This is a genomic window from Cryobacterium sp. W22_MBD10_FK3, from assembly GCF_052113745.1.
In the GTDB taxonomy this organism is placed as follows: Bacteria; Actinomycetota; Actinomycetes; order Actinomycetales; family Microbacteriaceae; genus Cryobacterium.
Genome location: NZ_JBGQOH010000001.1, coordinates 102,089 through 115,382, shown reverse-complemented (window position 1 = coordinate 115,382; position 13,294 = coordinate 102,089). Strand labels below are relative to the sequence as shown.

Sequence of the window (13,294 nt, the reverse complement as noted above, 5' to 3'; positions counted from 1 at the left end):
CAAGGCTTACTCGAGGTAGTCGCGCAGCGACTGTGAACGGGACGGGTGGCGGAGCTTCGCCATGGTCTTCGACTCGATCTGACGGATCCGTTCGCGGGTGACACCGAAGGTGTCGCCGATCTGGTCCAGGGTCTTGGGCATGCCGTCGCCCAGCCCGAAGCGCATCCGGATCACGCCGGCTTCGCGCTCGGAGAGCGAGTCGAGCAGGCTCTCCAACTGCTTCTGCAGCATGGTGAACCCGACGGCGTCCGCGGGGACCACGGCTTCGGTGTCCTCGATCAGGTCGCCGAATTCGCTGTCGCCGTCTTCACCCAGGGGTGTGTGCAGGGAGATCGGTTCGCGGCCGTACTTCTGTACCTCGACGACCTTTTCCGGAGTCATGTCGAGCTCGCGGCTCAGTTCCTCAGGTGTGGGCTCGCGGCCCAGGTCCTGAAGCATCTGGCGCTGCACCCTGGCGAGCTTGTTGATGACCTCGACCATGTGCACGGGGATGCGGATGGTGCGGGCCTGGTCGGCCATCGCCCGGGTGATGGCCTGACGGATCCACCAGGTCGCATAGGTCGAGAACTTGAAGCCCTTCGTGTAGTCGAACTTCTCGACGGCACGGATGAGGCCCAGGTTGCCCTCCTGGATCAGGTCCAGGAACTGCATGCCACGACCGGTGTAGCGCTTGGCAAGCGACACGACGAGGCGCAGGTTGGCTCCGAGCAGGTGGCTCTTGGCGCGGGCACCGTCTTTGGCGACCCACTGCAGTTCGCGTCCGAGCGCGCTCTTCTTCTCGGCGTCGGTCATCTGAGAGAGCTTGTCCTCGGCGAACAGGCCAGCCTCGATCCGCATGGCCAGTTCGACCTCTTCGGCCGCGTTGAGCAGGGCGACCTTACCGATCTGCTTCAGGTAGTCCTTGACGGGGTCCGCTGTTGCACCGGTGATGGCGCTCGAGTAGACGGGGACCTCGTCCTCGTCGTCGACGAGCGACAGGACGAGAGCGCCGCTGGGCAGCGGCTCTGCGGGGGCTACGCGCTTGGCGGCGCCATCGGTGGTGTCGTCGTCGTCGCCGTCGTGCTCATCGCCCGGAGCCGCGGTCTCGTCGTCGCCGGCGTCGGCGGCCTTCTTCTTGCCGGCAGCGGGTGCCTTGGTCTTGGTGCTGGCGGCACGCTTGCGCGGCGCGGCCTTCTCGGGGGCATCGCCGCTCGCGGCAGCGGCGGCGGCCTTGGCGGCGCGAGTCGCTGCCGCCTTCTGTGCGGGCGTCTTGGCCGCGGTCGACTCGTCGACGGCCGGCTCGGTCTCGGTGGTCTTCATTTCGGGCTCTGTCTTCGTTGGGGTTGCCATTCGAACACCTCTCATGCCGTAGTTCGTGCGCGTGCGGCGCTTCCTCGCCCGCACCGTTCACCCGGCGCGGGCCGGGTGCACACGTCGAGAAAGGGTTGTGGGCAGTACGTTTTTGGGCAGTACTAGGACCCATGTCAAGTCCCCGGGAATGCAGCCGACAAGCAGCCGGTGCGCCCAGGAACCAGAACGGGTCCTATTGACAATTATTGCACGGATTGTGTATAAACCGAGCCACCCACGCCTAGTCGCCGTGCCTGCGTCGCCGTAGCTTCCTGGAGAGTTCAACCCAGAGCGGGGCGACTTCTATTCCCTCGTCGCGGGACAGCATGCGCCGGGTTCGCTTCCGGGTGTTGACCAGCATCACGACTCCGATGCCGATGATGAGGAACTGCACCGTGAAGGCGATTCGGAAGGAGTCCAGCGAGTACAGATCGCTGGCACCACCCTGCGCCTGACGCCAGCCGTCCTGCAGGTCCAGGAGCACTCCGATCAGGAACATCATGACGAAGCTGGCCAGGAACCCGCCCACGTTGACGACACCGTTGGCCGAGCCGAGACTGCGTTGCGGATTGAAGGTGCGAGCGAAGTCGAAGCCGATGAGCGAACCAGGGCCGCCGGCGCCCAGCACGATCAGCAGCAGCACCACGAGCCAGAACGGCGGCGCTACCGGCCACAGCAGCAGCAGGGCCCACGCCGCACCCATCGCCGTCACGATGCCCAGCACGATATTGCTGCGACGCAGCGGATGGCGCGCGGTCAACACGCCCAGAACCGGACCACTGACGATTGCGGCGGCGACCGGGATCGTGAGCATGCCCGCGGCCATGCTGGACTCGTAGCCGAGCCCGTAGACCATGAACGGAAAGCCCCACAGCAGGGTGAAGACAGTGCCCGAGGACTGGGTCACGAAATGGGACCAGAACCCCAGCTGGGTGCCCGGCCGACTGAAGCTGTGCCGCAGCTGGGTCAGGGCGCTCCCCCAGCTGCTCGGCCTCGGCTGGTCCTGAGACCCGGGCGGCCGGTCTCGGATGGTCACCACCACCACCACAAAGGCTGCGAACGCCACCAGGGTGGCGACCAGGAATGCGGGTGTCCAGCCGAACTCGTGCAACACCCACGCCAGGGGCACGGCGGAGAGCACCTGCCCGAGCTGACCGATGTTGCCGAACCACTGCGACAGCTGGGGCACGGTGCGCCCGGAGAACCAGGACGTAATCAGCCGGATCATCGAAATGAAGATGGTGGCGTCGCCTGCACCGACAAGCATCCGGCCCGCCACAGCGATGGTGATGCTCGGAGCGAACGCCAGGGTCAGCTGGCCGGCCACCATCAACACGGTGCCGGCGAGCATGAGCACACGCGGTCCGAACCTGTCGATCAGCACGCCGACCGGGATCTGGGCAGCCGCGTACACGATCAGCTGCACCACAGCAAGGCTGGACAGCACGGCGGCGGAACCGCCGAAGCGTTCGGTTGCCGAGACCCCCGCGATGCCGAGCGACGTGCGCTGCATGACGGCGGAGAGGTACACGAACGACCCGAAGGAAAAGATCAACCAGGATCGACGAGAGTTCACTCCCCCCAACCTAGCCGGGTGCCGCCGACCGGCCGACCACCGCACGGCGCAAGCCCGTGGCCGGCCGGGCGCCGGGTGGCCTAGCCCTGCGGAGAGTCGTCCCGACCGCGTCTGGTCGCCAGGAACTTCTCCAGCTCGGCGGCGATCTCGTCCGCCGACGGCAGCGCCCCGTCTTCGTCGGTCAAGGGCGACCGCAGGGTATTCCCCTCCATATAGGCGTCGTAGCGCTCTTCGAGGGTGCCGACGAGTTTGGCGAGCTCGGGGTTCTCGCCCACCTGCTCGTCGATCCGGCCGATGAACTCCCGGTTCTTCTCCCGCAGGCGATCGGTGGGGAAGATCAGGCCCGTCGACGCGCTGGTGCTCTCCAACGCGGACAGCGCCGCGGACGGGTACTCGGTGTCGGCGAGGTAGTGCGGAATCAGGAGGACGTAGCCAACCGTCCACGCGCCGATCTCCTGCAGTCTGAACTCGACCAGGTGCAGAGCGTTGGCGGGCACCTGCGTGTGCGGCCGCCACACCGACATGCTCTCGATGAGGTCGGTGCGGTTGCCGCTGACGGTCACGCCGATGGGCCTGGTGTGCGGGACCGGCATCGGGATGGCGTGCACCCACGTTGTGGAGGAGACCGTGAAGCGGGCCACCAGGCTGAGGACCGCGGCGGTGAACTGTTCCCACCTGAAGTCGGGTTCGAAGCCCGCCAGGAGCAGGAACGGCTGACCGATCTCGTCGCGGGCGAGATAGAGGCGCAGCCGCGGAGGCTGGTAGTCGGTCAGGTGATCCTGATCGAAATAGATGATGGGTCGGCGCGCGCGGTAATCGAGCAGCAGGTCCGCGTCGAACTCGGCGATGACCTCGTGCTCGAGGGTGGCCAGCAGATATTCGGTGAACTGGGACACGGCCCCGCCGGCGTCAGCGAATCCGGTCAGGCCCGCGACAAGATGCAGCCCTTCTGGAACGCCGGCGGCGTCCGCAGTGAGCGTATAGATTTCATCAGGATCGAGCATTGGTTAACTCTAAGCGGAGGTTTCGCGCGCTGCCTGGGATTCGTCCGTCCCGCTGTGGTGCCCAGAGCGAACACCGCGCCCCGTAGCATCGAGGCATGACCGTTTCCCGCGTTTCCGTGTCCGCAGAGCTCCCGATCGAATCCACCGCCGACGTTCTCGTCGTCGGTGCCGTGCAGGGGAAGGACGGTCCGACCCTGTTCGCCGGCCCGGGTTTCGAGCAGATCGCCGCGCAGTTCGCCGCCGTGGCCGTGTCCGGCGCCAAGGACCAGGTCGTTCGTCTGGCGCCCGTCGTCGGTGCTGCCCGGAGCATCGCCGTGGTCGGCCTCGGTCCTGTCGTCACCACGGAGTCGCTGCGCTACGCCGCCGGCTCCGCCGTGCGCCAGCTCACCGGAACCGACACCCTGGCGTTCGCCTTCCCGCTCGCCGACGCCGAGCAGGCGGCGGCGGTCCTGGAGGGGGCCGCCCTCGGCGCGTACTCGTTCACGACATACCGCAAGGCCTCACTGGCGGCCACCAAGGTGTCCGCCACCGACATCACCGTGCACACCGACCAGGCCGACGAGGATGGCGCAGAGCGGGCCGGAATCGTCGCAGACGCGGTGGCACTGGTGAAGGACCTCGTCAACACGCCGCCCCTCGACCTCTACCCGGAGTCTCTGGCTGAGCTGGCCGCGGCCGCCGCCGACGGGCTCCCGGTGAAGCTCACGGTCTGGGACGAAGACCAGCTCGTCGCGGATGGGTTCGGCGGCATTGCCGGCGTCGGCCAGGGCTCGACCCGGCCGCCACGCCTGGTCAAGGTCAGCTACGATCCGATCGAGGCGATCAAGCACCTCGCCCTGGTGGGCAAGGGCATCACCTTCGACACCGGTGGATTGTCGTTGAAGCCGCCGGCATCGATGGTGGGCATGAAGTACGACATGACCGGTGCCGCGACGGTGCTGGCCGTCACTCTCGCCGCCGCGCGGCTGAGGCTGCCGGTGCGACTCACGGCCTGGCTCTGCATCGCAGAGAACATGCCGTCTGGGTCGGCCATCCGCCCCAATGACGTGCTGAGCATCCGTGGCGGCCGTACCGTCGAGGTCCTCAACACCGACGCCGAAGGCCGCCTGGTTCTGGCGGACGGGCTCGTCGCCGCCGGCGAGGAGAACCCCGACGCCATCATCGACGTCGCCACCCTGACCGGCGCCGCCGTCGTCGCCCTCGGCACCCGATACTCCGCCGTACTCGGCGACGACGACCTCGTCGCCCACGTGCTCGGCGCGAGCAAGGCAGAGGGCGAACTGGCCTGGCCGATGCCGATGCCCGAGGAGTTGCGCGCGCTGCTCAACTCCGACGTCGCCGACATCGCCAACGCAAAGATCGGCAACACCGGTGGCGGGATGCTCCTGGCGGCGGTTTTCCTGAAGGAGTTCATCGGCACCGTCGGTGAGGGTGCTGACGCCACCCCGATTCCGTGGGCGCACCTGGACATCGCCGGCAGTGCCCAACTCGTCGGTGGCGGACTCGGCTTCACCGCCCCCGGGCCGACCGGCGTCACCGTGCGGACCCTGCTGCGACTGGCCGAGGACTTTTCGCGCCCGTAGTACAGTCGTATAGGCAGGAAAATCCTTGCCGTTCAACGCCTGTCCGCGCACGATCATTGCGCTGGCGGGCCGTGAAAGTGTATGTGATGCACGAGGGAGTATCTGGGTGTCTGAACAGAATTTTGACCTTGTAGTTCTCGGCGGAGGAAGTGGCGGCTACGCGGCCGCCTTGCGCGCCGTCCAGCTCGGCCTGACCGTCGGACTCATCGAGAAAGACAAGCTCGGCGGCACGTGCCTGCACGTCGGCTGCATCCCGACCAAGGCTCTGCTGCACTCGGCCGAGGTCGCCGACGTGAGCCGCGAGTCGGCCAAGTACGGTGTGAACACCTCGTTCGAGGGCATCGACATGGACGCGGTGACGAAGTTCCGCGAGGGCATCGTCGCCAGCAAGTTCCGTGGACTCCAGGGCCTGATCAAGGCCCGCGGCATCACGGTCATCGCCGGTGAAGGCCGCCTGGTCTCGCCCACGACCGTGCAGGTCGGCGAGGACACCATCGTTGGCAAGAACGTCATCCTGGCCACCGGTTCGTACTCCAGGTCACTGCCCGGCCTGGCCATCGAGGGCCGCGTCATCACCAGCGAGCAGGCACTCGAACTGAACTACGTGCCCAAGAAGGTCGCCGTGCTCGGCGGCGGCGTCATCGGCGTCGAATTCGCCAGCGTCTGGAAGTCGTTCGGCGCCGACGTCACCATCATCGAAGCCCTCCCGCACCTCGCTCCCAACGAAGAGGAATCCGTCTCGAAGCAGCTGGAGCGGGCCTTCCGCAAGCGCGGCATCGACTTCTCCCTCGGCGTGCGGTTCCAGTCGGTCACCCAGGACGACTCCGGCGTCGTCGTCACCCTGGAAAACGGCACCACGATCGAGGCCGAACTGCTCCTCGTCGCGGTCGGACGCGGTCCGTCCACCGCCGGCCTCGGCTTCGAAGAAGCCGGTATCACCATGGACCGCGGGTTCGTCATCACCGATGAGCGCCTCGCCACCAACATCCCCGGCGTGTACGCCGTCGGCGACATCGTCCCCGGCCTGCAGCTCGCGCACCGCGGGTTCCAGCAGGGCATTTTCGTGGCCGAGGAGATCGCGGGCCTGTCCCCGATCGTCGTCGACGACCTGAACATCCCGAAGGTCACCTACTGCGACCCCGAGATCGCGTCGGTCGGATACACCGAGGCGAAGGCCGTCGCCAAGTTCGGCGCCGACAAGGTCACCAGCTACGAGTACAGCCTCGGCGGCAACGGCAAGAGCTCCATCCTGGGCACTACCGGGTCGATCAAGGTCGTTCGTGAGGCCGATGGCCCCATCATCGGCATCCACATGATCGGCGCCCGCGTCGGCGAACTGATCGGCGAGGGCCAGCTCATCGTGAACTGGGAGGCATACCCTGAAGACCTCGCACCCCTCCTGCACGCACACCCCACGCAGAACGAAGCGCTCGGCGAAGCCTTCCTGGCCCTCGCCGGCAAGCCTTTGCACGCGATGTAGCCCGTTACGGCACACAGATTCTCACTAACATTGGTCAGACATTAATGGTTTCAAAGGAGACAAACGCATGAGCGAATCCGTCAACCTCCCGGCACTCGGTGAGAGTGTCACAGAAGGTACGGTTACCCGCTGGCTCAAGAACGTGGGAGACCGCGTTGAAGTCGACGAACCGCTGCTCGAAGTATCGACCGACAAGGTCGACACGGAGATCCCATCCCCGATCGCCGGAGTCATCGAAGCCATCCTCGTCCAGGAGGACGAGACCGTCGAGGTCGGCACCCCGCTGGTGACCATCGGCGACGGCGCGGCTCCGGCCGAGGCGCCCGAGGCCGCTGCACCCGCCGCCGCTGCACCCGCCGCCGCTGCACCCGCCGCGCAGGAGCCTGCCGGCTACGCGGCCCCGGCACCGGAAGCCGAAGCTGCTCCCGCTCCTGCAGCACCCGCGGCGGCAGCACCTGCTCCCGTGGCTGCGGCACCGGCCGAGGTCCCGTCCACGGACGCTCCCGCCCCTGCAGAGGCCCCCGCCGCCGCCGCGGCGCCGCCGGCCCCAGCAGTTGTCGAGGCACCGCCGGCCCCCGCCGCACCTGCCCCGGCCGCGCCGTCGGCCATGCCCGCCGCACCCGCAGCCCCGGCAGCACCCGCAGCGTCCGCTTCTCCGGCCGAGCCCACTCGTGGCGCGCACGCCGGCACCAGCGGCTACGTGACGCCCATCGTTCGCAAGCTCGCGAACGAGGCCGGCGTCGACCTGTCCACGATCACCGGCACCGGTGTCGGTGGACGGATCCGCAAGCAGGACATCATCTCCGCCACCGCTGCGCCCGCCACCCCGGCCGCCGCCGAGGTCGAGGTGTCGCCGCTGCGCGGAACCACACAGCCGATGTCCCGTCTGCGCAAGGTCGTCGCGGAACGCGCGGTCGCGTCCATGCAGCAGACGGCCCAGCTGACCACTGTCGTGGAGGTCGACGTCACCCGCGTCGCCATGCTCCGCGACAAGGTGAAGGTCTCCTTCCACGAGAAGACCGGCAACAAGCTGTCCTTCCTCCCGTTCTTCGCCCTGGCCGCGGCCGAGGCGCTGAAGGCCAACCCGATCATCAACGCCACCGTTGACGGCACCTCGATCGTGTACCCGGGCCAGGAAAACATGAGCATCGCCGTGGACACCGAGCGGGGCCTGTTGACCCCGGTCATCCGTGACGCCGGAGACCTCGATCTGGCCGGCTTCGCCGCCCAGATCGCCGACCTGGCAGCACGCACCCGCGACAACAAGCTCAAGCCCGACGAACTGTCCGGTGGCACGTTCACGCTCACCAACACGGGTTCGCGCGGCGCACTGTTCGACACCCCGGTGGTCTTCCTGCCGCAGAGCGCGATCCTCGGCACCGGTGTGGTCTACAAGAAGCCCATCGTCGTATCCGACAAGGGCCTGGACTCCATCGCGATTCGTTCGACGGTGTTCCTGGCGCTGTCCTACGACCACCGCATCATCGACGGTGCGGACGCCTCGCGCTTCCTCACCACGATGAAGGCGCGTCTGGAAGCCGGAGCGTTCGAGGCAAACCTCGGAATCTAACAACACCGAAAGACCGCAACAGCTGCAGGCTGCCGACCCGCTCGACGGTCAGTAGTCGAACAGCTCACGCAACCGCCAGCCGGCCTCGCCCTTGATCACCAGGGCCGAGGCCGGCTGTGTGTTTTGCCCTGCCGCCGTCACCGGCGTCAGGATGATCAGGGCCGCGTTGCCCCGCCGTTCCTGCACGGTGGCCGTGACCTCCGTTCGGGCCACCGCCTCCGCTTCATCACCGGCCGAACCGCCGGCCCCGTCTTCGGCCTGCCGCGCCTGGTACGTGTCTGCGGCCATGGCCACTGACCCGGCCTGGTCGACGCCGTCCAGACACAGCACCGACGCGGCCGCGAGGCATTCGTCTCGCAGTTGCAGCAGCGCCAACGTCGCCGCAGCCGGATCGTCGGCAACGAGGGCCGGATCCGCTGACCCGGCGCCAACGGGTGGGGAAGCGGACGGGGATACCGGCGGGCCGGCCGACGCTTCGGCGGCGACGCCCGGTCCGCTCGGGGCTTCCGCCCAGGTGAGCGCCGCCCAGGCTCCGGACGCCAGAACGGCCGCCAGACAGGCACCGACAATGGCCGGCCGCGGCACGACCCGGGGCGAAGACCGCGCACCACCGGGCAGGGCGCCAGCGGGTGCGACCCCGCCGGAGCGCTGGGCCCTCCCCCGCCCGCCCGTCGCAAGCGTCCAGGAGCGCACCGCGCGAACCCTGGACCGGGAGCCGGCCGTCCACCGCCGCAGCAGCGGCACCAGCGGCCTCAGCGGCCTCAGCGGCCTCCTCCGGCCTGCCAGAGCCGAACCGTCGGGATGCGCTCCCTGGCCGGTCCCGGCGGCCGTGCTGTTGGCTGCTTGGCTGGAGGGCCGCGCGCCCGGCAGCATCCACGTCTGCCGTGAACGGAGCTCCCTGGTGCCGTTCGCTATCGCCGGGCGGGGCGGGAATCCGGGCTGGCTGCCGTCCGGGGACACGGCCGGTTCGTCAGGTTCGGTATCCCGGACGCCGGGCATGGCGCCGCGCACCGCCGTCGCGGGTGCCCACTCGAACAGGTCGGCTTCCAGCCTGGTCAGGTCTCTCGGCAGGGGCCGCGCCGTTGCCGTCGATTCGAACGCGGTCAGTATCGGCCCAGCCGAGCCGGACTCCGGGGATCGCGGATCCACGCGGTCGAGCACCGCCCTGGCGAAGCCGGCCAGCCGAACCAGGTCGTCCCGCCGCCGCGCCACCCCAGCTCCCCCAGCTGGCAGATCGCCCAGAGCGCCCAGGCCCAGGAGCACCGGGCGCCCGCAATCGTCGAACCATACGCAGGCCGGTCCCACCATGGCATGGCTGAACCCGGCATCATGGAGCGCCTGCAGCGTCGCGGTGATGGTGGCCAGAATCGTGACCGCCTCGCCGGCGCCGATCCGGCCCCGGTCGTCGAGCAACCGCTGCAGCGACGAGCCGGCCAGCCGATCCAGCACTAGGCAGAGCCGGCCGTCCGGTGCGGTGGCCACGTCCCGCAGGTTGGCCAGCATCGCCGGCGGCACGCCGAGCATGGCTCGCACCTGACGGTCCAGCGCCGGCCGGTCTGCATCGACCCGGAAGATTTTCAGCGCCGCCGACCGCGCCTCGCTTTGCTCACCGACGGCCAGGCCGAGGTGAACGGTTGAGCGGCTTCCGGTTCCGATCCGCCGCACCAGCCGGAATCCGGCCAGGGTCTGGCTCTGCTCCACCGCGGGCGTGTTCTCCATCGCCCCACCGTGCCGCGCCGCCCCGCCGCGTGGAGCAGCTCGGCGCGGCACTGGCAGAAAGTCGGACCCGGCTCCCGCTGGGGAGGAGTGCCCCTAGACTTGCCGAATGCTCGACTTTGTCGTCGCGGGGCTAAGCGCCAACTCCGTGCCGTATTTCGAGGGCCTTGAGCTCCAGCGCGCCGTCCATGGCACGGTGGTGTCCGGTTTACGACCGAACACCGTCCTGCTCCTCGAACATCCCGCCGTCTACACGGCCGGCAAACGCACCAGACCAGAGGACCGCCCCACCGACGGAACCCCGGTCGTCGACGTTGACCGCGGCGGCCGGATCACCTGGCACGGCCCAGGCCAGCTGATCGGCTATCCGATCATTCGCCTGGCCGAACCGATCGATGTGGTCGGCTACGTTCGCCAGCTGGAGGGCATCCTCATCGACGCCCTGGCCGACTTCGGCATCGTCGGCACGCAGGTGCCGGGGCGCAGCGGGGTGTGGGTCGGGCCGGACGGGGCAGAGGAAAAGATCGCTGCCATCGGCATCCGGGTCGCCGACGGTGTGACCATGCACGGCTTCGCGCTCAACTGCAACAACTCCCTCGAGCCGTACGACCGGATAGTGGCTTGCGGCATCGTCGATGCCGGTGTGACCACCATGTCGCTGGTGCTCGGCCGAAACGTCTCCACCGCGAACGTCGTCGACTCCATCACCACCCACTTCCGCGCCCGGCTGGCGGTGCCCGCGTGAACGCCGCACCGGATGGCCGGAGGATGTTGCGGCTGGAGATCCGCAACGCCGAGACGCCCATCGAACGCAAACCGGCCTGGATCAAGACCCGCGCGAAAATGGGGCCGGAGTACCGCCACCTGCACGACCTGGTGAAGAGCGAAAATCTGCACACTGTCTGCCAGGAGGCCGCGTGCCCGAACATCTACGAGTGCTGGGAGGACCGCGAGGCCACCTTCCTGATCGGCGGGTCCCAGTGCACCCGCCGCTGCGACTTCTGTCAGATCGATACGGGCAAACCCGCCGCCTACGACACCGACGAACCACGACGGGTGGCCGAATCCGTGGTGGCCATGAACCTTCGCTACGCCACAGTGACCGGCGTGGCCAGGGACGACCTGCCCGACGAAGGGTCCTGGCTCTACGCCGAGACGATCCGGCAGATCCACACGCAGAGCCCCGGCACCGGTGTCGAGATCCTGGTCCCGGATTTCACCGGCAATCCGGATCACCTGGCCGAGGTATTCTCGGCCCGCCCGGAGGTTTTCGCCCACAACGTCGAGACGGTTCCGCGGATCTTCAAGCGCATCCGCCCCGCCTTCCGCTATGACAGGTCACTGGACGTGCTCAGCCAGGGACGAGCGGCCGGTCTGATCACCAAGTCGAATCTGATCCTCGGCATGGGCGAGGAGCGCACCGAGGTGACCCAGGCGCTTCAGGATTTGCACGACGCCGGTACCGACATCATCACCATCACCCAGTACCTGCGCCCGAGCCCTCGCCACCTTCCCGTGGCCAGGTGGGTGCGGCCTGAAGAGTTCGTCGAGCTCAAGGCCGAAGCAGAGCAGATCGGCTTCATCGGCGTGCTCGCCGGGCCCCTGGTGCGCTCGTCCTACCGGGCGGGCCGGCTCTGGGCGCAGTCGATGACGGCCACGGGGCGCGCGGTTCCCGCGCACCTGCAACACCTCGCCGACGCGACCTCGGGGTTCACCCAGGCCGTTTGACCCTAAATCCGTCACGCGGATATCGACCGACTGGGTAGTCTTAGACCCATGGCACGAAGCAAGGACAAGAGTCCCCGCACCCCCAAAGAACCTGGCCGCTTGAAGCAAATGTGGCAGGTCTTCCAGATGACCCGGCGCTACGACTCGAACATCGTTCTGTTCATGATCCTGGGCTTCCTGATCCCCGTCGTGATCGGGCTGGCCCTCGCGCTCCTGTTGACCCCTGACAACGGGTTCACGATCGCTCTGTGGATCGTGGCCGGGGTGCTCGGTGGTGTTCTGGCGATGCTCATCATTCTGGGCCGACGCGCCGAAAAGGCCGCGTATTCGCAGATCGAGGGCCAGCCCGGAGCCGTTGGCGCGGTTCTGCGCAGCTCCCTCAAGCGTGGCTGGGTGGGCAGCGAAATGCCCGTCGCCGTCAACGGCAAGACACAGGATGCCGTCTATCGTGCCGTGGGGCGCGGCGGTGTGGTTCTCATCAGTGAGGGCCCCCGCACCCGCACCGCCCGCATGCTGGACGAGGAAAAACGTTCGGTGGCCAAGGTCGGCGGCAACGTCGCGGTCACCGTCATCGCCGTCGGTCCGGATTCGGATGCCGTTCCGCTGCACAAGCTGGCCCGCCGTCTGACCAAGATCAAGCCCACCCTGACCAAAGCCGAAGTGCTCGCGGTGAACAACCGTCTCAACTCGATGACCAAGAAGCTGCCGATCCCCAAGGGCGTCGACCCGACGAAGGCCCGGCCTCAGCGCGGGAACTAGTCTGCCGCAACGGGCAGGACACTCACAAGGGCACGGGGGCGACCTCGTGCCCTTTCCGTTTGCCCGGGCGTCAGCGCCGGATGAGCACAGTTCCGGCGATCTTGTCGTGGAAGCCCCGCTGGTCCGAATCCCAGACCAGGGCCGGTATGGCCAGCCCGAGGAGTACAGAGCGCACCACGGGACGCCACAGGGCCGCCTTGCCACCTCTGAGGTCGATCAGGCGCAAGCCGAACAATCGGTGACCGACACTGCCGCCGAAAATCGCTAGGAGCAGCGTCTGGAGCACCACGAACACGCCCAGCACGACGAAACCGTCGTAGTCGAGCAGGGTGTATCCCCAGATCAGGCAGGCCAACCCGAGCGCGATGGCCCAGTCGATGATCAGCGCACCGATTCGTCTGCCCACCCGGCCCACCGAGTGCGGACCGGTCCGCGGGAGGCCGAGGCGCTCCCCCGGCCAGTTGCTGGGCGGAAGCTGCCCAAAAGTGGTGGGTCCAGGAGGCGTCGAGTGCACCCGATCAGTGTACCGAGCACCCCCCTCTGTAACAT

Annotated in this window: 11 protein-coding genes; 6 read left to right on the top strand and 5 right to left on the bottom strand. The window is 67.9% G+C overall.

Annotated elements, in window-relative coordinates; all coding sequences use genetic code 11:
• Positions 1-6: 6 nt before the first annotated feature.
• From ACEN2M_RS00530 to ACEN2M_RS00520, 3 genes are all read right to left on the bottom strand, one after another.
• Positions 7-1,344, bottom strand: coding sequence for an RNA polymerase sigma factor (locus ACEN2M_RS00530; RefSeq protein WP_441646192.1), 1,338 nt, complete (start codon positions 1,342-1,344; stop codon positions 7-9).
• Between the two features lie 226 nt (positions 1,345-1,570).
• Positions 1,571-2,905, bottom strand: a complete 1,335-nt coding sequence (locus tag ACEN2M_RS00525; RefSeq protein ID WP_441646191.1) for an MFS transporter — start codon at positions 2,903-2,905, stop codon at positions 1,571-1,573.
• Between the two features lie 80 nt (positions 2,906-2,985).
• Positions 2,986-3,909, bottom strand: coding sequence for a proteasome assembly chaperone family protein (locus tag ACEN2M_RS00520; protein ID WP_441646190.1), 924 nt, complete (start codon positions 3,907-3,909; stop codon positions 2,986-2,988).
• Between the two features lie 95 nt (positions 3,910-4,004).
• Here ACEN2M_RS00520 and ACEN2M_RS00515 point away from each other — a divergent pair, with 95 nt between their 5' ends.
• The 3 genes from ACEN2M_RS00515 to ACEN2M_RS00505 all read left to right on the top strand — a co-directional run bounded on the left by ACEN2M_RS00515 (position 4,005) and on the right by ACEN2M_RS00505 (position 8,542).
• Positions 4,005-5,492, top strand: coding sequence for a leucyl aminopeptidase (locus ACEN2M_RS00515; RefSeq protein WP_441646189.1), 1,488 nt, complete (start codon positions 4,005-4,007; stop codon positions 5,490-5,492).
• Between the two features lie 106 nt (positions 5,493-5,598).
• Positions 5,599-6,972, top strand: a complete 1,374-nt coding sequence (lpdA, locus tag ACEN2M_RS00510) for a dihydrolipoyl dehydrogenase (protein WP_441646188.1) — start codon at positions 5,599-5,601, stop codon at positions 6,970-6,972.
• Between the two features lie 67 nt (positions 6,973-7,039).
• Complete coding sequence (locus ACEN2M_RS00505) at positions 7,040-8,542, top strand: 2-oxo acid dehydrogenase subunit E2 (protein WP_441646187.1); 1,503 nt, start codon at positions 7,040-7,042, stop codon at positions 8,540-8,542.
• A 48-nt stretch (positions 8,543-8,590) separates the two neighbouring features.
• Here the strand turns inward: ACEN2M_RS00505 and ACEN2M_RS00500 are convergent, their stop codons facing one another.
• Positions 8,591-10,261, bottom strand: coding sequence for a hypothetical protein (locus tag ACEN2M_RS00500; protein WP_441646186.1), 1,671 nt, complete (start codon positions 10,259-10,261; stop codon positions 8,591-8,593).
• A 106-nt stretch (positions 10,262-10,367) separates the two neighbouring features.
• On the opposite strand from ACEN2M_RS00500, the gene lipB reads away from it, so the two are divergent.
• The 3 genes from lipB to ACEN2M_RS00485 are packed head-to-tail and all read left to right on the top strand — an operon-like array spanning position 10,368 to position 12,745.
• A complete protein-coding gene (gene lipB, locus ACEN2M_RS00495; RefSeq protein ID WP_441646185.1) occupies positions 10,368-11,003 on the top strand; it encodes a lipoyl(octanoyl) transferase LipB in 636 nt (211 codons plus the stop codon).
• On the top strand, positions 11,000-11,986 hold the full coding sequence (lipA, locus tag ACEN2M_RS00490; protein WP_441646184.1) for a lipoyl synthase: 987 nt from the start codon (positions 11,000-11,002) through the stop codon (positions 11,984-11,986). The genes lipB and lipA overlap by 4 nt, the downstream gene beginning before the upstream one ends.
• A 48-nt stretch (positions 11,987-12,034) precedes the next feature.
• Entirely contained in the window at positions 12,035-12,745 is a 711-nt protein-coding gene (locus ACEN2M_RS00485) for a DUF4191 domain-containing protein (RefSeq protein ID WP_441646183.1), read from the top strand.
• A gap of 70 nt (positions 12,746-12,815) precedes the next feature.
• On the opposite strand, the gene ACEN2M_RS00480 is transcribed toward ACEN2M_RS00485, so the two are convergent.
• Positions 12,816-13,151, bottom strand: a complete 336-nt coding sequence (locus tag ACEN2M_RS00480; RefSeq protein ID WP_441646182.1) for an RDD family protein — start codon at positions 13,149-13,151, stop codon at positions 12,816-12,818.
• Between the last annotated feature and the right edge of the window lie 143 nt (positions 13,152-13,294).

Bases quoted from the DNA above. Each gene is read 5' to 3' on its own strand.
- ACEN2M_RS00530 (WP_441646192.1), bottom strand. From the start codon at position 1,344: ATGAGAGGTGTTCGAATGGCAACCCCAACGAAGACAGAGCCCGAAATG.
- ACEN2M_RS00520 (WP_441646190.1), bottom strand. From the start codon at position 3,909: ATGCTCGATCCTGATGAAATCTATACGCTCACTGCGGACGCCGCCGGC.
- ACEN2M_RS00515 (WP_441646189.1), top strand. From the start codon at position 4,005: ATGACCGTTTCCCGCGTTTCCGTGTCCGCAGAGCTCCCGATCGAATCC.
- ACEN2M_RS00505 (WP_441646187.1), top strand. From the start codon at position 7,040: ATGAGCGAATCCGTCAACCTCCCGGCACTCGGTGAGAGTGTCACAGAA.
- ACEN2M_RS00500 (WP_441646186.1), bottom strand. From the start codon at position 10,261: ATGGAGAACACGCCCGCGGTGGAGCAGAGCCAGACCCTGGCCGGATTC.
- lipB (WP_441646185.1), top strand. From the start codon at position 10,368: ATGCTCGACTTTGTCGTCGCGGGGCTAAGCGCCAACTCCGTGCCGTAT.
- ACEN2M_RS00485 (WP_441646183.1), top strand. From the start codon at position 12,035: ATGGCACGAAGCAAGGACAAGAGTCCCCGCACCCCCAAAGAACCTGGC.